This window comes from Streptomyces sp. NBC_01446, assembly GCF_026340095.1.
GTDB lineage: Bacteria > Actinomycetota > Actinomycetes > Streptomycetales > Streptomycetaceae > Streptomyces > Streptomyces aureus.
In genome coordinates this window covers 577,513-596,301 of record NZ_JAPEPO010000002.1, presented here as the reverse complement: position 1 = coordinate 596,301, position 18,789 = coordinate 577,513, and the positions used below count along the sequence as shown (strand labels likewise).

At 68.9% G+C, this 18,789-nt stretch carries 12 protein-coding genes; 5 read left to right on the top strand and 7 right to left on the bottom strand.

The genetic code is table 11. From position 1 onward, the window contains the following. Window positions 1-72: 72 nt before the first annotated feature. Both OG456_RS40290 and OG456_RS40285 read left to right on the top strand, forming a co-directional pair. Window positions 73-3,198 carry a glycoside hydrolase family 2 TIM barrel-domain containing protein gene (locus OG456_RS40290; protein ID WP_266570036.1) on the top strand — a complete coding sequence of 1,042 codons (3,126 nt, stop codon included), beginning with the start codon at window positions 73-75 and terminating at the stop codon, window positions 3,196-3,198. Beyond that, window positions 3,195-5,162, top strand: coding sequence for an alpha-glucuronidase (locus tag OG456_RS40285; protein WP_266570035.1), 1,968 nt, complete (start codon window positions 3,195-3,197; stop codon window positions 5,160-5,162). Before OG456_RS40290 ends, OG456_RS40285 begins: the two co-directional genes overlap by 4 nt. Window positions 5,163-5,166: 4 nt before the next feature. Here the strand turns inward: OG456_RS40285 and OG456_RS40280 are convergent, their stop codons facing one another. From OG456_RS40280 to OG456_RS40255, 6 genes are all read right to left on the bottom strand, one after another. Further along, the gene (locus OG456_RS40280; protein ID WP_266570034.1) at window positions 5,167-7,194 is read right to left on the bottom strand and encodes a beta-galactosidase; all 2,028 of its coding nucleotides are present in this window, start codon (window positions 7,192-7,194) and stop codon (window positions 5,167-5,169) included. Further along, a complete protein-coding gene (locus OG456_RS40275; RefSeq protein ID WP_266570033.1) occupies window positions 7,191-7,907 on the bottom strand; it encodes a hypothetical protein in 717 nt (238 codons plus the stop codon). The genes OG456_RS40280 and OG456_RS40275 overlap by 4 nt, the downstream gene beginning before the upstream one ends. Continuing rightward, on the bottom strand, window positions 7,904-9,406 hold the full coding sequence (locus tag OG456_RS40270; protein WP_266570032.1) for a xylan 1,4-beta-xylosidase: 1,503 nt from the start codon (window positions 9,404-9,406) through the stop codon (window positions 7,904-7,906). Before OG456_RS40270 ends, OG456_RS40275 begins: the two co-directional genes overlap by 4 nt. Next, window positions 9,403-11,058: an extracellular solute-binding protein gene (locus OG456_RS40265; protein ID WP_266570031.1), complete on the bottom strand. Its 1,656-nt coding sequence runs from the start codon at window positions 11,056-11,058 to the stop codon at window positions 9,403-9,405. The genes OG456_RS40270 and OG456_RS40265 overlap by 4 nt, the downstream gene beginning before the upstream one ends. 64 nt (window positions 11,059-11,122) lie before the next feature. After that, window positions 11,123-11,995: a carbohydrate ABC transporter permease gene (locus tag OG456_RS40260; RefSeq protein ID WP_266570749.1), complete on the bottom strand. Its 873-nt coding sequence runs from the start codon at window positions 11,993-11,995 to the stop codon at window positions 11,123-11,125. Between the two features lie 32 nt (window positions 11,996-12,027). Next, on the bottom strand, window positions 12,028-13,014 hold the full coding sequence (locus tag OG456_RS40255; protein ID WP_266570030.1) for a sugar ABC transporter permease: 987 nt from the start codon (window positions 13,012-13,014) through the stop codon (window positions 12,028-12,030). Window positions 13,015-13,188: 174 nt separating this feature from the next. Between OG456_RS40255 and OG456_RS40250 the strand changes: the two genes are divergently transcribed. The 3 genes from OG456_RS40250 to OG456_RS40240 all read left to right on the top strand — a co-directional run bounded on the left by OG456_RS40250 (window position 13,189) and on the right by OG456_RS40240 (window position 16,795). Continuing rightward, entirely contained in the window at window positions 13,189-14,187 is a 999-nt protein-coding gene (locus OG456_RS40250; RefSeq protein WP_266570748.1) for an acetylxylan esterase, read from the top strand. Between the two features lie 132 nt (window positions 14,188-14,319). Next, complete coding sequence (locus OG456_RS40245) at window positions 14,320-15,378, top strand: LacI family DNA-binding transcriptional regulator (protein ID WP_266570029.1); 1,059 nt, start codon at window positions 14,320-14,322, stop codon at window positions 15,376-15,378. A gap of 325 nt (window positions 15,379-15,703) precedes the next feature. Continuing rightward, window positions 15,704-16,795 (top strand): endo-1,4-beta-xylanase, encoded by a 1,092-nt coding sequence (locus tag OG456_RS40240; protein WP_266570028.1) that lies wholly within the window; start codon window positions 15,704-15,706, stop codon window positions 16,793-16,795. A 65-nt stretch (window positions 16,796-16,860) separates the two neighbouring features. Here OG456_RS40240 and OG456_RS40235 read toward each other — a convergent pair whose 3' ends face one another. Continuing rightward, a complete protein-coding gene (locus OG456_RS40235; protein ID WP_266570027.1) occupies window positions 16,861-18,732 on the bottom strand; it encodes an alpha-L-fucosidase in 1,872 nt (623 codons plus the stop codon). Window positions 18,733-18,789: the final 57 nt, after the last annotated feature.

Genomic DNA, 18,789 nt, shown 5'->3' with positions numbered 1-18,789 from the left:
CCCGAAGCCGAAAGAATCAGTCCGCTCAAGTTGCTTTCTGGTGAGTAGTGTTGGCTTTGAGGGGACTCGTTCATGCATGTCACCCGTAGAACCGTGCTGGCCGCGAGCGCGGCCGGCTCCATGGCCGGGACGTTCGCCCTGCCCGCACCCGGCGCGGCCGCCGCCGACCGCACCGGACCGGTCGGCCGCCGCACCGTCGGCCTCGACGACGGCTGGCGGTTCGCGCTCGTCAGCCCTGACGGCATCGCCGATCCGACGGGAGCCTACGCCGACGCCGAGCAGCCCGGGTTCGACGACGCGCACTGGCGGATGGTCGCCGTTCCGCACGACTGGAGCATCGAGCAGACCCCCACGACGGAACACAACACGACCAGCGGCACGGGCTTCCTGCCTGGCGGACTCGGCTGGTACCGCAAGAAGTTCACCGTCCCCGCCGCCTATGCGGGCAAGCGGATCTCCGTCGAGTTCGACGGCGTCTACATGGACGCGAACGTCTACGTCAACGGCGATCTCGTCGGCAACCACCCCTACGGCTATACCGGGTTCGCCCACGACATCACCGACCTGCTGCACGCCGACGGCGCCACCAGCAACGTCCTCGCGGTCGAGGTCCGCAACCGGCTGCCCAGCAGCCGCTGGTACTCGGGCAGCGGCATCTACCGCCGCGCCCGCCTCGTGATCACCGAACCGGTGCACGTCCAGCGCTGGGGCACCTTCGTGACGACGCCCGACCTCGCCGCCACCCTCGACAAGGGATACGCGAAGGTCGACGTCCGCACGGCCGTCGTCAACGACTCCGGTGCGACCGCGTCGGCCGTGACCGTCGTCTCCACCCTCCGCGACGCCAAGGGCCGCCGCGTCGCCCGCACCGAATCCGTACTGAAGGACGTCGGCTCCGACCCGGCCACGGCGCACGGCCAAATGACCCTCCGTGAGCCGCAGTTGTGGTCCATCGACACCCCGGGCCACCGCTACACCCTCGTCACCGACCTGCGTGTGGACGGCCGCACCGTCGACACCTACCGCACAAGGTTCGGCGTGCGGCACGCGACCTTCGACCCGGACCACGGCTTCTCGCTCAACGGCACCCACGCCAAGCTCAAGGGCGTCGACCTCCACCACGACCTCGGCGCGCTCGGCGCGGCCGTCCAGCCCGACGCCGTGCGCCGCCAGCTGACGATCATGAAGTCCATGGGCGTGAACGCGCTGCGCACGTCCCACAACCCGCCCGCCCCCGAGGTGATCGAGGCCTGCGAGGACCTCGGCATCGTCATGCTCGTGGAGGCCTTCGACTGCTGGCGCACCGGAAAGAACCTCTACGACTACGGCCGGTTCTTCGACGCCCACAGTGACGCCGACATCGCCGAAATGGTGCGCGCCGCCCGCAACTCGCCCGCCGTTCTGATGTGGTCGATCGGCAACGAGATCCCCGACTCGACCCGCGCCGAAGGCGTGGAGATGGCGCGGCGGCTCGTCGCCGACATCAAGGCCATCGACACGACCCGGCCCGTCGTCATCGGCTCCGACAAGTACCGCTCGCTGCCCGCCGCCGGGTCGCCCGCGGACCTGATCCTGGCCGAGCTGGACGGCCTCGGCCTCAACTACAACACCGCCGCGTCCGTCGACGCGCTGCACGCCCGCTACCCGCACCTGTTCCTCTTCGAGTCCGAGTCGTCGTCGGAGACGTCCACCCGTGGCGCGTACCAGGAGTCCGAGCACCTCAACACCGGGGAGAACCACACCCCGGGCCGGCGCGCCACCTCGTCGTACGACAACAACCTCGCCTCCTGGACGATGAGCGGCGAGTACGGCCTGAAGAAGGACCGCGACCGGCGCTTCTTCGCGGGCGAGTTCCTGTGGTCCGGCATCGACTACATCGGCGAACCGACCCCGTACAACGTGTTCCCGGTGAAGGCGTCGTTCTTCGGTGCGGTCGACACGGCCGGGTTCCCCAAGGACATGTACCACCTCTTCCGCAGCCAGTGGACCGACGAGCCGATGGTGCACCTGCTGCCCATGGACTGGACGACGCACAAGCCCGGCCAGGAGGTGGAGGTATGGGCGTACGCGAACGTCGCCGAGGTCGAACTCCTCCTCAACGGCCGTTCCCTGGGCGTGCGTTCCTTCGACGCCAAGAAGACCGTCGACGGGCGCGCCTACCTGGAGACCACGGAAGCGACGCATGACGACAAGACGGTCACTTCCGGTCCCTACCCCGGCAGTTACACGTCGCCGAACGGCAGCGCAGGCAAGCTGCATCTGTCGTGGAAGGTTCCGTACGCGGCAGGCGAGTTGAAGGCCGTCGCCCGCGCGGGCGGGAAAGTCGTGGCCACGGATGTGCTGCGCACCGCAGGGACGCCGCACGGCGTGCGACTGACCGCCGACCGCGAGTCTGTCGCAGCCGACGGGCGTTCGCTGGTCTTCGTCACGGCCGAGGTCGTCGACACGCGCGGCGTGGTCGTCCCCGACGCCGAGCACCTCCTCGAATTCGCCGTGAAGGGCGGTGGGCTGGCCGGTCTGGACAACGGGAGGCAGGAGAGCGCCGAGCGGTACCAGGCCAGTACACGCACCGCCTTCCACGGCCTCGCGCTCGCCATGGTGCGGGCGGGAACCGCGCCGGGCGCGCTGACCGTCACGGCCACCGCCGACGGGCTGCGCGCCGGGAAGGTCTCCGTGCGGGTGGCGGGACCGGCGGGCGGGCCCGTCACGCCCGCCGAACCCTTCGCCCCCGACCCCGGTCCTGGAGCATCCAAGTACCCACTCGCCGACGCGAGTTACTCCGGCGCAACCGGCACTCTCCCCGCCGCGATCCTCGACGGGGACCCCGCGACCCAGTGGTCCAACTCCTTCCAGAAGGCGGCCACCGCCCTGCTGCCCGCCTTCGACGGCGCCCGGCCCACCGACTGGGTGTCCGTGGCATGGGCCCAGGAACGCGAGATCGGCCGGATCGAAGTCTCTTTCACGGTCGACGCGAAACACTCCCTGCCCGCCTCGGTCGACGTGTCGGTCTGGGACGGCAAGCGCTATGTCGCCGTGCGTGACGCCGACATCGACTGGGCGGCGGCGTCCGGTGAGCCGACCGTCATCACCTTCGACGCGGTGCACGGCAGCCGTCTCCGCCTGGACCTGACCAGCCGCAGGCCGGGCGAACCCGCCGGGGCGTGCGGGATCGTCGCGCTCGATGCGGCGGCCTCATGACCGGCCCGAGCGGGATCGACCACGCCTGGCTGCCCGACGAGGCGCTGCGTGGCATCGGATCACGGCGCGTCACGATCGAAGGCGACGGCCCGCTCGTCGACACACTGCGCGCCGAAGTCGCGTACGCCCAGGCCAACGTCGGCGCACTGCACGGTAACGGAGACGTCGTGTTCCGACTCGACGGCGATGCCGACACCGGCCCCGAGGGCTTCACTCTGACGAGGTCCCGCGGGCGCACCACCGTCACGGCCGCCGCTCCGGCCGGCCTCCTGTACGGCTTCTTCCATGTCGTGCGCCTCGGCGCCGCCGCGTTCACCGACGCCCCCGAGCAGACCCACCGCCCCGCCCTCTCCAGGCGCATGCTCAACCACTGGGACAACATCGACGTGCATCCCGTGATGGGCCAGGTCGAGCGCGGCTACGCGGGCGGCTCGCTGTTCTGGGAAGACGGACGGGCGCGCGCGGACCGCGACCGGGTCCGCGCGTACGCACGGCTCCTCGCGGCCTGCGGGATCAACGCCGTCTGCGTCAACAACGTCAACGTCCATGGGGGCGAGGCCCGGCTCCTCACCGACCGCATCGGTGAAGTGGCCGCCATCGCGGGAGAGTTGGGGGAGTACGGCATCCGCACCCACCTCTCCGTGAGCTTCGCCGCACCCGTCGTCCTGGGCGCGCTCGACACCGCCGACCCGCTCGACGACGGTGTACGGGACTGGTGGCGCACTGCCGCCGACCACGTGTACGCGCACATTCCTGACTTCGGCGGCTTCGTCGTCAAGGCCGACTCCGAAGGACAGCCGGGCCCCTTCGCCTACGGGCGCAGTCACGCCGACGGCGCGAACCTGATCGCCGACGCGCTCGCCCCGCACGGCGGCACCGTCCACTGGCGGGCCTTCGTCTACAACCACCTACAGGACTGGCGCGACCGGACCACGGACCGGGCGCGCGCCGCCTACGACCACTTCGCCGCACTCGACGGCCAGTTCAAGGACAACGCGGTGCTCCAGGTCAAGCACGGACCGATGGACTTCCAGGTCCGCGAACCCGTCTCGCCGGTCATCGGCGCCCTGCCCCGCACCCGGGTCGCGGTCGAGCTGCAGGCCACCCAGGAGTACACCGGGCAACAACGGCACGTGTGCGCGCTCGCCCCGATGTGGTCCGAAGTGCTCGGCTTCCGGCCCGAGGGCGAGGACGGCACCACCGTCGGCCAACTCGCGGACGGTGGCGGCCTGGTGGCCGTCTCGAACGCCGGAGCCGACCCCTACTGGACCGGGCACCCGCTCGCCCAGTTCAACCTGTACGCGTTCGGCCGCCTGGCATGGCAGCCGGACGCCGATCCGCAGCAACTCCTCGACGAGTGGACCGAGTTGACGTTCACCCCGGAGGAGACCGCCGACCCCGAGCGGCTGCGCTCCGGCCTCCGTGCGGTACTGCGCGGCTCCTGGGAAACGTACGAGAAGTACACGGCGCCGCTCGGCGTCGGCTTCATGGTGCAGCCCGGACACCACTACGGGCCCAGCGTCGACGGGTACGAGTACAGCCCCTGGGGCACCTACCACTTCGCCGACCGCGACGGCATCGGCGTCGACCGCAGCCGCGCCACCGGCACCGGGTACGCGGCCCAGTACGCCAAACCCTGGTCACAGACGTACGAGACACCCGAGAGCTGCCCCGACGAGCTGCTCCTGTTCTTCCACCACGTCCCGTACGGGCACGTCCTGCACAGCGGCAAGACCGTGATCCAGCACATCTACGACACCCACTTCGAAGGCGTCGAGGAGGCCCAGGCAGCACAGCGAGTGTGGGCGACGCTGGCCGATCTGGTGGCGCCCGCCCGGCACGCCCGGGTCGCCGAGCTGTACGACGAGCAGCTGCGCAGCGCCCGCGAGTGGCGCGACCACGTGAACAGCTACTTCCTGCGCAAGTCCGGAATCCCGGACGCGGGCGGGCGCCGAATCTACTGACGGCTCATGCGAGGCGCAGTACGCACACGCCCAGCGGGTCCAGCGCGAGGGGCTCGCCGGGCGCGTACCCCTTGCCCGTCAGGAGATCCGTCGCCGACTCGTGGACCGTCAACTCCACCTCCACAGAAGCGTGGTTGAGAAGGAACAACAAGCGTGTCCCGTCGGCAGTGACACGGGTCGCCGTCTCCACGCCGGCCACCTCGGCGTACGGACCGATGAGACCGTGCCGGGACAGCACCTGGCGCACCACCCGGTCCGTACCCGCGTCATCGAGCTGCGTCGCCACGTACCAGCCCTCGCCACCGCGCTCCCCGAAACAGTTTCGGGTGACGGCGGGCGTTCCGGCGTAGAAGTCGGTGGTGTAGGTGGCGACGGGCTCGGCGCCCTGAGGCACGACGAGCTCGAAGACCAGCCGGGCCAGTGAGCGCAGGCCGCCGAAGTCGACCGGGTTCGTCCACTCCGCAGCCCGGGAGTCCCACTCGTCGACCCGGACACCCATCAGCGGCCCGAGCGGGCCCGGCACATCCGTGAGGAAGGCGCGATCGTGCTCGTCGCCGCGCCCGGACAGGTAGGTCGTCACTACGGTGCCGCCTCGCTCCGCCACCGCCTCCAGACGTGCGGCCAGGTCTCCCTTCACCAGGTGCAGCAGGGGTGCGAGGACCACGTCGTACGCAGACAGGTCCGCTGTCACGGGGACGACGTCGACGTCCGCGCCCGCCGTGCGCGCGGCCCGGTAGTAGGAGTGCACGACATCCTGGTAGCGCACCAGCCGCGACGGGCCGTCCGACATCTCCAGCGCCCACCAGCTGTCCCAGTCGAAGAGCAGAGCGGTCCGGGCCGGCGTCCGGGCGCCCAGCGTCACCCCGCCCGCCCGGCCCAACTCCTGTCCCAGTTCCGCCACGTCCCGGAAGACGCGGGTGTCGTCGCGGCCCGCGTGGCCGATGACCGCCCCGTGGTACTTCTCGCACGCCCCGCGCGAGGCCCGCATCTGGAAGTACAGGACCGCGTCCGCGCCGTGCGCCACCGCCTGCCAGCTCGCGAGCCGCAACTCGCCGGGCCTGCGCAGCGGATTGACGTCGCGGCAGGCTGTGGTGGACGGCGTCTGCTCCATCAGCCAGAACGGGACGCCGCCCTTCAGGCCCCGCATCAGGTCGTGCGCGAGGGCCGGCCAGGTCGGCGGCGCGTCCAGCGGCGGATAGCTGTCCCACGACGCGAAGTCGAGATGCGGCGCCCAGCGGTGATAGTCCAACGGACGGTACATCCCCATGAAGTTGGTGGTCACCGGGGTGTGCGCACTGTGGGCGCGCACGGCCTCCTTCTCGGCGACGAAGCAGGCGAGCAGCGCGTCCGTGGTGAACCGGTGGTAGTCGAGCGTGATGCCCTGGAAAGCGGTGTGGTCCGGGCCGCGCCAGTGCTCGGTGAGCGCGCTGGGCGGCTCGATCTCGGACCAGTCCGTGTAGCGGTGCGACCAGAAGGTCGTCCACCACGCGTCGTTCAGGGCGTCCAGCGAGCCGTACTTCTCGCGCAGCCAGCCGCGGAACGACTCCGCGCACAGACCGCAGTAACAGGCACCGCCGTACTCGTTGTTGATGTGCCAGGCGAGCAGCGCCGGATGGTCCGCGTACCGCTCGGCGATCCGTCCCGCCAGCGTCGTGGACAGGCGGCGGTACACAGGTGAGCTCGGGCAGAAGTTGTGCCGCTGCCCGTAACCGTGCCGACGGCCCTCGAAGTCGGTTCGGTTCACCTCCGGGTGGGCCTTCGCGAGCCAGGGCGGCAGCGCGGCTGTGCCGGTGGCCAGGACGATGCGGCGCCCCGCGGCGGCCGCTCGGTCCACGATCCGGTCGAGGACCGTGAAATCGTAGATGTCCGGGGCGGGTTGGAGCAGCGACCATGCGAACACGCCCACCGTCAGCGTGTCGATCCCGGCTTTGCCGAACAGGCGGTGGTCGGCGTCCCAGACCTCCTCGGGCCACTGCTCGGGGTTGTAGTCACCGCCGTAGGGGATGCCGGTGGTGGCGGGCACGCCGTTCATGCGGTGTAGTCCTCCTGGGTCTCGGTGATGATCGGACGGCTGGTGTGCAGCAGCGACAGGAGCAGCACCGGAGCGAGCAGCAGAGGCAGCGCCTCGGTCCGCCACAAGGTGCCCGCGGTGGCGAGGACGAGCAGACTGGCCGCGCCGAGTGTCGCCCGGCCGTGCCGCAGCAGGAAGTAGCCGGCGAGTCGCGCCGTGTCGACGGTCCTGAACGTGAACAGGGACGTGAGCACCAGCGCGTGCGCGCCCCAGAGAAGCGCGCCCACGCAGATGACCCCGAGGAGCACGGCCCACCAGCCGGGGAGTCCGGTCGAGGCGAAGTGGGTGAGGCCGTACGCGATGACGGTCAGCCAGGCGAGCAGCGGAGCCCATATCCGCAACGCGGCGGCGGAGTTGAGGCGCAGCCCTCGCAGATAGGTGCGGGCCGGACGCAGTTCCGTCAGATCGTGGCTGCGGTGGTGCAAGGCGTACAGGGCGGCGGAGAGGGCCGGGCCGAGCGGCGTGAGGCACAACGCAGCCAGCGGCAGGTTCGCCGCGTCCGCACCCAGGAACAGGAGCCCGAGCAGGCTGGGTGCCAGCGTGAGCAGCAGCAGGCCCTCGACGGTCAGGAGCGTGTGGATGAGGGCGCAGGCCCGCGACAGCGGTCCGTCACCGAAGACGCGGGAGGCGCGCGGCAGGGCCGCCCCGGGCGAGCCGGCCTGTGCGGCGCTCATCCGGAACCCCCGCCCCCGAGAATCCGGCCCTCGTCCCACCAGGCGGGAGACTCCTCGATCACGGGGCTGAGCTCGACCAGCGTCACCTCGTGCCGCTCGAGTGTGAGGTCGACGTCCACCCTGAACTCCTCGATGGGCAACCGGAGATGGCTCCTGTCCGGTTCCGCAGCGTCGTGCAGCATGTCGAGCTGGTGCGGGCGTGGTGAGCGCGGGCTGCCCATCCGGCGCCACGCGGTGTACGCGTTGCCGCGCTCCTCGTCGACGCTGGAGCGACGCAGGAAGACCGCGCCGCGCTCGGTGTCGCCGACCGGGACGGACAGCCGCAGGGTGTGCAGGTCAGTGCCGGGCGGCGCCCACGCCAGCACCGTGACCCGCCCGTCGGGTTGCCGGGCGACGAGATGGTCGTCACCGCGGGCCAGCACATCACGGCCCATGCGGGCCATGAACGCGTACAGGTGGTACGTGGGCTTCTTGACCTGGCGGTGCGTCAGGAGCCCGAAACCGCCGTGGAACAACGCCGTCGGGACCCCCACCTCCTCGAACATGTCGCTGAACGTCCAGTACGAGAAGGAGTCCACCAGATCTCCGCCGGCCGCCAGGACCGGGGCCAGGTACGCGGCGTGAAAGGCCGTGTCGTGGACCGGGTTGTCCGGGCGGTAGGAGGAGTTGAACTCCGTGATGTGGACCGGAAGGTCTGCCAGCGATGTGCCCTTCAGCTCGCGCCGCGGAGCCCCGAACTGCTCCAGCAGGCGCTCGGCCGGGGCCAGCGCCTGGTACGTCCCGAAGGGCACCGGCTGCGCGGGCCCCGAGGTGTACGCGTGGCGTGACACGAAGTCGACCGGCAGATCCCGCCGCTCCACGAACTCTGCGAACCGCCCGAGCCAGCCCTCGTCCGCGCCGGGCGACACGGCGGGCCCGCCGACCTGGAGCGAGGCGTCGACGTCCTTCACCGCATGCGCCGTCACCTCGTAAAGACGGTGGTATGCCGCCTGGTCGGCGCCCTCCCAGAAGTCCGGCAGATCCGGCTCGTTCCACACCTCGACGGGCCAGTCGCGCACCTCCTCCAGGCCGTAACGGTCCACGAGGTGGGTCAGTGTCGCGCGCACCAGGTCCGCCCATTCCCGGTGCGAGGAGGGCGGTGTCACATTCCCCTGCCACCAGAAGACGGTCTGCCCGCCGGACGCCAACTCGCCCGGCATGAAACCGAGTTCGAGGAAGGGGCGGATGCCGAGTGCGAGACAGGCGTCGACGACCTGATCGACGTAGGTGAAGGAATGATGCACCTGTCGGGCGCCCTGCCACTCGTACGGCCGGTACACGCCCATCCCGTCACTGAACAGTCCGTGCCCGCGGATGTGCCGGAAGCCGATGTCCTTCTGGAGCAGCGTGAGGGAGTCCTGGTAGTCGCGGCGCAGGGCGAGTTCGAGGCGGCCCGTGCCGACGCACGCCCGCCACGCCTCGGAGAGGACGCCCTGCGACTCGGCCGGGACGCGGATCATCCGTTGTCCTTCTTGTACCGCTCGTAGGCCTTGTTGTGCAGATCCACGAGCTGCTGCATGTTCTTGGCCTTGAGCTCGGTGACGTAGTCGTCCCACTCGGACATCGGCCGCTTGCCGAGCGCGAACTTGAGGGTGTTCTGGTTCATGTGGTCCGTGAGCGGTGTCTCCCAGAGCGAGGCCTGCTCCTGCTCCGCGGACCGCAGCGGGTGGGCCGGGGCGATCGGCGTCTGCTTCCGCCTGGCCATCACGTCCTGGAACTTCTTCTCGTCCGGGCCGAAGGTGGAGGACACCAGCTGCCAGCTGCCGCCGTAGGTGAAGACGCCGTTGAAGAAGCCGTAGTCCTTCTGCAGATCCTTGGGGGCCTTGGGGTCGGAACCCATGAGGCTGATGCCGGGCTTGAGCTTGTACTGGCCGCCGGACTTCGTGTACGTGACGCCCTCGACGCCCCACTTGCAGAACGCCTGGCCCTCGTCCGAGTAGAAGAGCCAGTCCGTGAACTGCATCAGCGCGACGAAGTTGTCGCTCTTGAGCGCCTTGCTGGAGATCATGAGGCCGTTCTCCAGACGGATGCCGCCGAGCACGATCTCACCGGCCGGGCCGATCGGCACCGGAATCATCTCGATCTTCGCGCCCTTGACCTGCCGCTCCAGGTTGTAGCGGTACTTCTGCACCAGCTCCTGCGGGTTCGCGCTGATCGCGAAGGACTTCTCCGCCAGCAGCTTCTTCACCGCGTTGTCGTCGGTCTGGGTGAAGCTCTCGGGGTCCATCAGCTTCTCGGCGACCAGCTTGCGCAGATACTCGATGACCTGCCGGAACTCGTCCGTCGCCCCGGTGAAGACGAACTTCTGCGTCTTCGCGTCGAAGGTGATGTTCTCGTACGTCCAGCCGGCCCGGACGCCGTACGCCTGCCCGAGATAGCTGAGCAGGGCGGCCGCCGGGAAGACCGTGTTGGTGCTCCAGCGGTCGGAGAGCGGGTAGCTGTCGGGGTACTCCGCCTTGATCGCCTTGAGGACGTCGTACACCTCGTCCCACGTCGTCGGCAGGCTCACGCCGATCTTTTCGAGGATGTCGGTGCGGAAGGACAGCGAGTATCCGGACTTGGGCTTCTCGTGGAGCCCGGGCAGCAGGTAGTACTTGCCGTCGGACTGGCGGATGGAGTCCAGCTCGGGCTCCAGCTTCCACCGCTTCACCTTGTCCTGGAAGTTGGGCATGAGGTGCACGTACTCGCTCACCGGCAGGATCGCACCCGACGACACGAACGCGACCTCGGAGGGGTGGTACGTCTTGGGGATCAGGAAGGGGGCGTCACCCGAGCCGATCAGCAGGCTGCGCTTCTTCTCGTAGTCGCTCAGCGGGACGTCGACGGGCTGCAGCGTGATGCCGGTGCGCTTGGTGACTTCCTTCCAGAACAGCCAGCTCTGCTTCCTGGGGTACGTCGGGTTGTTGTTGTGCAGGACGGAGAAGGACAGCGCCTTGGTCGCCTTGAACTGCTCGCCGGCGTTGTACTTCTTCATGGCGCCGTTCCGCTTCTTCGACAGGTCCTTGCTGTCGCCGACGTCGTCACCGCTGCCGCAGCCGGTGAGTACGGCGAGTCCGGCGAACCCCGCCGCGGCGAGCAGCGACCTTCTCGACAGCTGGCCCGTGTTTGTCACGTGAACTCCCTTGTTCTACAAGTCTGTTGAGGCGTGATTGTGTTCGTGCGTGAAGTGGTTGCGCTCAGCCCTTGACCGCGCCGAGCATCACGCCCGAGACGAAGTACCGCTGCACGAACGGGTAGACGGCGAGGATCGGCAGCGCCGTGAGCACGATGGTCACCGACTGGATGTTCGCGGCGGCCTGGGTGAGCTGGTCGGCCGCGGCCCCCGCGTTGCCGCCCTCGGTGGCGCCCGCGATGAGGTTGCGCAGGTAGACGGTGACCGGCATCAGATCGGCTCTGTCCATGTACAGGAACGCCGAGAACCATGAGTTCCAGAACGACACCGAGTAGAAGAGCACCATGGTCGCGATGACGGCCTTCGACAACGGCAGCACGATCCGCAGCAACGTCCCGTACGTGCTCAGGCCGTCGATCTGCGCGGCTTCCTCGAGCTCCGCCGGCATGTTCTCGAAGAATGCCTTCATCACCAGGAGGTTGAAGACGCTGATGGCGTTCGGCAGGGCGATCGCCCAGATCGAGTTCTTCAGGCCGAGGCTGGTGATCAGCACGTAGTTGGGGATCAGACCACCGGAGAAGAACATCGTGAAGACGGCGATGCCGACGAGGAACGTACGCCCGCGCAGGTCCTTCTTCGACAGGACGTACGCGTAGATCGTGGTGAGGGCCATGGCGACAGCGGTGGAGAGCACCGTATAGAGGACGGTGTTCCCGTAGCTGCGCCAGAACGTCCCGTCCTGGAAGACGATCTTGTACGTGGTGAGGTTGAAGCCCTTGGGCCACAGCGTCACCTCGCCCGCCCTGATCTGGTGCTCCCCGCTGAGGGAGCGGGCGACGATGTTGATGATCGGGTAGAGCGTGACCACCACGACCAGCGTCAGGATCACGGCGTTGACGCCTTGGAAGACGCGGTAGCCGCGGGTCGGGCCGGTCACGGTCGTGGCGGCGCGGGTTGGGGTCTGGATGCTTACCACAGGCTCGTCCCCACGGTCTTGCGCGACAGCCGGTTCGCGGACGTGATCAGCAGGAGGCCGATGACCGCCTCGAACAGGCCGATGGCGGCGGCATAGCTGAAGGAGTTCGACTCGACACCGGTGCGGTACAGATAGGTGGAGATGACGTCGGCCGTCGGGTACGTCAGCGGGTTGTAGAGCAGCAGGATCTTCTCGAAGCCGACCACCATGAACGTGCCGATGTTGAGGATCAGCAGCGTGAACATGGTGGGGCGGATGCCGGGGAGCGTCACGTGCCAGGTCTGCTGCCAGCGGTTCGCGCCGTCGATCCGGGCCGCCTCGTACAGGTCCTCGTCGATCGTGCTCAACGCCGCGAGATAGAGGATCGTGCCCCAGCCGGCCGTCTGCCAGACCTCGGAACCGACGTAGATCGTCCGGAACCAGCCGGGCTCCTGGATGAACCGGACCGGATCGTGGCCGAACGCCGTGAGCATATGGTTGATCGGGCCGTCCGACGCCAGCATCTGCACCGTGATGCCCGCGACGATCACGATGGACAGGAAGTGCGGCAGGTACGAGATCGACTGCACGAACCGTTTCAGTGCGGTGCGCCGGACCTCGTTGAGCAGCAGGGCCAGCACGATCGGCACCGGGAAGCAGAACAGCAGCGTCAGCAGGCCCATCCAGAGCGTGTTCCGGAAGACCTGCCAGAACGACGGGTCGCTGAGGAACATCTGCACATAGCGCAGGCCCACCCACTCCTCGCCGAGGATCGAACCGCCCGGCTCGAAGCGGCGGAACGCAATCACGTTGCCGATCATCGGCAGATAGCGGAAGACCAGGAAGAACAGGATCGGCAGCACGGCAAGGGAGTACAGCTGCCAGTCGCGGCGCAGAGATCGGCGCCAGGAACGACGGCCGGACGGACGCTTCTTGTCGGGCGGCGGGTCGGGCGCGGCGCCGGTGCGGGGCTGGCTGCCCGTCATGGTGGAGGAGCTCATGCAGGGCCTTTCGTCACACGGGCAGACGGAAGTCATCACAAGGGCGGGGAAATTGGTACCGAGAACTTTCAGGAATCTTCCGGTAACGTCGCCGCAACCTAAAGCCGCTCCCGACCCCTGTCAATGGGTGCCGCGTCAAAGGGAGTTGGCTCCGTGACCGGCTGTGAGGTGCCTGTGCCCGCCTTCGACCTGCCCCTGGACGAACTCCAGCGCCACCGACCCGAGCCCGACGAACCCGCCGATTTCGATGCGTTCTGGCAGGCCACGCTGAAGTCCGCCACCCACCCCGAACCCCTGATCCGCGTCCGACCCGTCGACACCGGCCTGCGGCTCGTCGAGAGTTGGGACGTCACCTTCCGCGGCTTCGCCGGCGACCCCGTCCGCGCCTGGTACACCCGGCCCGCGGACGACGGCGAACTCATGCCCGCAGTCGTCGAGTTCGCGGGTTACGGCCGCGGCCGCGGCCTCCCGCACGAGCGCCTCACCTGGGCGAACGCCGGATATGCCCATCTGCTCATGGACAACCGTGGCCAGGGCGACCAGTACGGCAACGGCGGCGCGACCCCCGACCGGCACGCGGCCGCGCCCGGCGGCCCGGGACCTGCGGTGCGTGGGCTGCTCGACCCGCACGACTACCACTACCGCCGCCTGATCACCGACGCGGTGTGTGCCGTCGCCGCGCTGCGAGCCCTGCCCGGCGTCGACCGGGACCGGATCGCCGCGGTGGGCAACAGCCAGGGCGGGGGAGTAGCCCTCGCCGTCGCCGGACTCGTCCCCGATCTTGCCGCGGCCCTGGTCACGGCGCCGCTGCTGTGCGGCATCCGGCGCGGCCTCGACCTGACCGACGCGGGGCCCTACGGCGAGATCGCCGCCTACCTCGCCGTACACCGGGGCGCGGAGGACGCCGCGTACCGCACGCTCGGCTACGTCGAGGGCATCTCGTTCGCCCGCCGCGCCCAGGCCCCGGCCCACTTCGGAGTCGGCCTGCGCGACCAGGTCTGCCCGCCCAGCGGTGCGTACGCGGCGCACCACCGCTACGGCGAACTCACCGGCACGGACCCCGTCCGGGAGATCCACGCCTACCCGTTCAACGGCCACGAGCACGGCGACGCCGTGCACGTACGTCGCCAAATGACCTGGCTGCGCGAGGTGCTGGGAGCAGGGGGCGCGTAGATTCAGGGCCAGGCGTTCGGCGGGTCGGACAAAATCCCGGCTTGACCGGCGCACGGTCGACGGCATGTCCTACGGTTTCCGGAAGACATCCGGAGATCTTTCAGGATGCAGAGGTCGATGGAGGTGGGGAACGTGGCCCGGGTTGGCGGCAGAGGCAAGGCAGCCACGCAGAGCCCGGACGGGCCGGCCAAGGTGACGATCACCGAGATCGCGCGCGAGGCGGGGGTGTCGGTCCCGACCGTGTCGAGAGTCGTCAACGGGCGCTCCGACGTGTCGCCCGCCACCCGGGCGCGGGTCGAGGATCTGCTGCATCGGCATGGGTACCAGCGGCGCCCGCCTGCGCCCGGCGACCGGGCGGCCCTGCTCGACCTGGTCTTCAACGACCTGGACAGCCCTTGGGCGGTGGAGATCATCCGGGGCGTCGAGGAGGTCGCGCACGAAGCGGGGGTGGGCACGGTGGTCTCCGCGATTCACGACCGGGCGGGCGCGGCCCGGCAGTGGATGACGAATCTGCGGGCCCGCGCGTCGGACGGGGTGATCCTCGTGACCTCGGTTCTCGAACCGGGGCTGCACGACGAACTGCGGCGCCTGGGCGTGCCGTTGGTGGTCGTCGACCCGGCCGGTTCGCCGGCCACCGAGGCGCCGACCGTCGGTGCCACGAACTGGGCGGGCGGGATGGCTGCGACGGAGCACCTGCTGGGGCTCGGTCACCGCCGGATCGGGTTCATCGAGGGCCCGCCCCGGCTGCTGTGCTCGCGTGCCCGGCTCGACGGGTACCGGGCCGCGCTGGACGTGGCCGGTGTGCCGGTGGATGACGCGCTGATCGTGCCCGGCGACTTCTACCACGAGTCCGGATTCACCGGCTGCAACCAGCTGTTGGACCTGGCCGAGCCGCCCACCGCCATCTTCGCCTCCAGTGACCAGATGGCGCTCGGGGCGATCGAGGCGCTGCGCCGGCGCGGGCAGCGGGTGCCGGAGGACATGAGTGTCCTCGGCTTCGACGACCTCCCGGAGGTGCGCTGGTCGGCGCCGCCGCTCACGACGGTCCGTCAACCGTTGGCGGATATGGGCAAACTGGCGGCGCGCTTCGTCCTCGACCTGGCCCGGTCCGTCGCACCCGCCTCATCGCGGGTGGAGCTCGCGACGGAACTGGTGGTCAGGGCCAGTACGGGGGAGCCCCGACAGGTCTGACACGCTCTGCACCCATCGGGGGTGTCAATGGCTTTCTTTGTCAAGGCCGTTGACACCCCCGTCGTGTGTCCGTAACTTCCGAGGCCATCCACCGATAGTTTCGGATCCCTTCCGGAAGATGTGTCATGCCAGCCTCCGTATCCCTGTCCCGCCGCCGAGCCCGGGACGCCGTCAGAGTGGCCGGCCTCACCCTCACGTGGCCGGTGCGGGAGATTGGGCACGAGCGGCGGATGCGGTGCGAGCTGCGCGTGAAGTGACGCGCGCGCGGCGCCGCGCGAAGCAAGGTCAACCACTTACCCCCGCCCTTCAGCTGAGGAGCCGCCCCATGCGCTCACCCGCACGCCGTACCCGAGCCAGAGCCGCTGTTTTCGCCGCGTCCACGGCCCTGCTGCTCGGTCTCGCCGCGGTGCCGGCCGCCCACGCGGACGGCGCCCGGCACCGCGCCGCCACGCTCGACGACCTGGCCCAGCGGACCGGCCGCTACTTCGGCTCGGCCGTCGACAACCCGGAGCTCGACGACACCGCGTACGCCGATCTGCTCGGCAGCGAGTTCGGCGCCACCACCCCCGGCAACGGCATGAAGTGGTACGCCACCGAACCCCGGCGCGGCGTCTTCGACTTCACGGCCGGCGACGAGATCGTGGCGTACGCAAAGGCCCACCATCTGAAGGTGCGCGGCCACACCCTGCTGTGGCACAGCCAGCTGCCGAGCTGGCTGACGGACGGCACCTGGACCGCCGACGAGCTGCGCTCGATCCTCAAGAACCACATCACGACCGAGGTGAAGCACTACAAGGGCAAGGTCTTCTCCTGGGACGTCGCCAACGAGATCATGAACGAGGACGGCACGTACCGGGAGAACATCTTCTACAAGACGCTCGGCCCCGGCTACATCGCCGACGCCCTGCGCTGGGCGCACGCCGCCGACCCCAAGGTCAAGCTGTACCTCAACGACTACAACGTCGAGGGGATCGGGGCGAAGTCGGACGCCTACTACACGCTGATCAAGCAGCTCAAGGCGGACGGCGTACCGGTCGACGGCTTCGGCATGCAGGCGCACCTCGCGCTGCAGTACGGCTTCCCGTACCAGATGCAGCAGAACATCCAGCGCTTCGCCGACCTGGGCCTCGACGTCGCCCTCACCGAGCTCGACATCCGCATGATCCTCCCGGCGGACGACGCCAAGCTGGCCCAGCAGGCCGACTGGTACGGGCGGGCCACCAGCGCCTGCCTCGCCGTGCGGCGGTGCGTGGGCATCACCGTGTGGGGATACTCCGACCGGCACTCATGGATCCCGTCGGTCTTCCCGAGCGAGGGCGCCGCGCTGCCCTGGGACGAGAACCTGCAGCACAAGCCCGCGTACGACGCGATCGCCGGCGAGCTCGCGGCCGCCGCGAGCTCGGCGACCGGACACTGACCGCCGGGTGACGACCGGGACGCTTACCCCGAAGGCCCCATAGGCCCTCAGGGTAAGCGCGTTGGTCACCCGCGGTCGTGGCTCACGGGATACGAGTGGCCGACCGCGATCTCGTCGATCCTCAGCTGGTGGTAGAAGGGGACGACGGTCGCCGCCGACCAGGTGCTGTCCACCTCCAGCTTGATGTAGCGGGCCGTGGTGTCCAGGTCGACGTAGCGGGTGCTGCGGGCGCTCTCCATGACACCGGTCTTCACCGGATCGCCCCAGTGCTCGCCGTCGTCACTGACGAAGACCTTGTAGTCCTTGATCCGGGCCGAGTCCTCCTTCCTGCCGAAGGACTCACGGTTGTACGTGGGCGACCACTCGGTCTGGTTCACCGCCAGATACCGGGCCTTCTTCATGTCCCCGAGATCCAGCGTGACCGAGACGGGCACCTGCGCGTTCGAGTCCCAGTACCGGGTGAGGTCGCCGTCGGTGAGGTTGGCCGCCGGGTGGCCGTCCTTCGACGAGGTGGCGGTGGCCCGCACCGTGTTGGAGGGGTACAGGCCCTGGCGGTGTCGCTCCGTCTCCACCTTGAACACGGTGTCGTACGGGTCCCAGGTGGTGATGCCCTTGAGTGTGACGGTGCCGTCGTGCTGGTCGAAGGCGATCTTCCTGCCGGTACGCAGATCGCTGATCCGCTTCACCTTCGTGCCGTTGTCACGAATGCGGAGAGTGCCGGAGCCGGTTCCCGCCGGCCGCGTCGTGACATGGATGTACTGGCGCGTCGCGTCCTCCTTGCTCACCGTGGTGTAGCCGTAGGCCCCGTCGTTCCAGGCGCCCGGGCGCAGCCCGCCGTACAGATAGCCGCCGCCCTCCACACCGTGGAGCGACTCCCAGATCGGGTCGAGATACTTCGACAGGTAGTCGGTGAACGCCTGCTGTTGGGGCGGGAACGTCCCGTCCACCTGAGCCTGGAGGTCCATCAGTGACTTGTACGACGTGCCCGCGTTGGCCACGTAGCGGCGGATGTTGAGCGCCGTGTCCACCGGACGGTCCTGACCGTCGTACCACCAGGCGCCGCTCGAGGGCACCTTGTAACAGGACTCCGTCAGGCGCGGCATGGACGTCCAGTACGCCGCCGGCATGTCGTAGTCGGGCGTCATGCCGGTCTTCTGCTCGTTGCTGACGGTGTCCATGATCGGCGTGTCTTCGTTGTTGTTGCTCAGGAGCATGTCCGGGCGCTGCTCACGGATCTGTTCGTACAGGTGGTGCTGCTCCCAGTACTCGTTGTCGTTGTCGATCCAGAAGCCCTTCAGATCCGGGTAGTTGTGCATCACCTCGAAGAAGTTGTCGTAGCTGAACTCGCCGAAGCCGGGGCGGGTCGTCAGATCGACGTCCTTGCCCTTGTACGCGGAGTAGGCGGCGGAGTCGAAGGACTCAGGGCCCATGACGTCGTGCCACTGCGGATCGTCGGTCATGTAGAGGATGACCTTGATGCCCTTGGCCTTGGCCGCCTTGATGAGCTCCCCGAGGATGTCGCGCTTCGTCGAGCAACTGCCGGGGATCTTCGACGGCCAGGGGCGGGCGTAGCCCAGGCGGCTGTGAAAGGTGGCCAGGACGATGTACGAGCCGTGGATCTTCTGCGTCTCCTTGACCCAGTAGTCCGGGTTCCAGCCGCTGTCGTTCACGGCCTTCTGCCAGGAGTCGCAGTCGTAGTGCTCGGGCTGGGTGTACATGCCCCAGTGCAGGAACAGGCCCGCGGTGGAGTCGCGCAGCCAGGTCTGACGCGGGTTGAACATGCCCGGCACCGGCTCCGCCTGCACGGTGGCGGTCGTGTCGGTGGCCGTGGCCGCAGGGGCGGATGCGGGAGTGAGCAGGAGGGGGCTGAACAGGGCGAGCAGGGCCGCCCACAGGGCCCACAGGCGCCGTGGCCGGCGCGCTGGTTGGCTGGACATGAGGGGTTGTTCCTCCTTCGGGTGCAGCACCGTGACGTTGCCGGGACAGACAAGGAA

Coding starts and splice junctions, on each gene's coding strand:
- OG456_RS40240 (WP_266570028.1), top strand. CDS start 15,704: ATGCGCTCACCCGCACGCCGTACCCGAGCCAGAGCCGCTGTTTTCGCC.
- OG456_RS40235 (WP_266570027.1), bottom strand. CDS start 18,732: ATGTCCAGCCAACCAGCGCGCCGGCCACGGCGCCTGTGGGCCCTGTGG.
- OG456_RS40285 (WP_266570035.1), top strand. CDS start 3,195: ATGACCGGCCCGAGCGGGATCGACCACGCCTGGCTGCCCGACGAGGCG.
- OG456_RS40290 (WP_266570036.1), top strand. CDS start 73: ATGCATGTCACCCGTAGAACCGTGCTGGCCGCGAGCGCGGCCGGCTCC.
- OG456_RS40280 (WP_266570034.1), bottom strand. CDS start 7,194: ATGAACGGCGTGCCCGCCACCACCGGCATCCCCTACGGCGGTGACTAC.
- OG456_RS40275 (WP_266570033.1), bottom strand. CDS start 7,907: ATGAGCGCCGCACAGGCCGGCTCGCCCGGGGCGGCCCTGCCGCGCGCC.
- OG456_RS40270 (WP_266570032.1), bottom strand. CDS start 9,406: ATGATCCGCGTCCCGGCCGAGTCGCAGGGCGTCCTCTCCGAGGCGTGG.
- OG456_RS40255 (WP_266570030.1), bottom strand. CDS start 13,014: ATGAGCTCCTCCACCATGACGGGCAGCCAGCCCCGCACCGGCGCCGCG.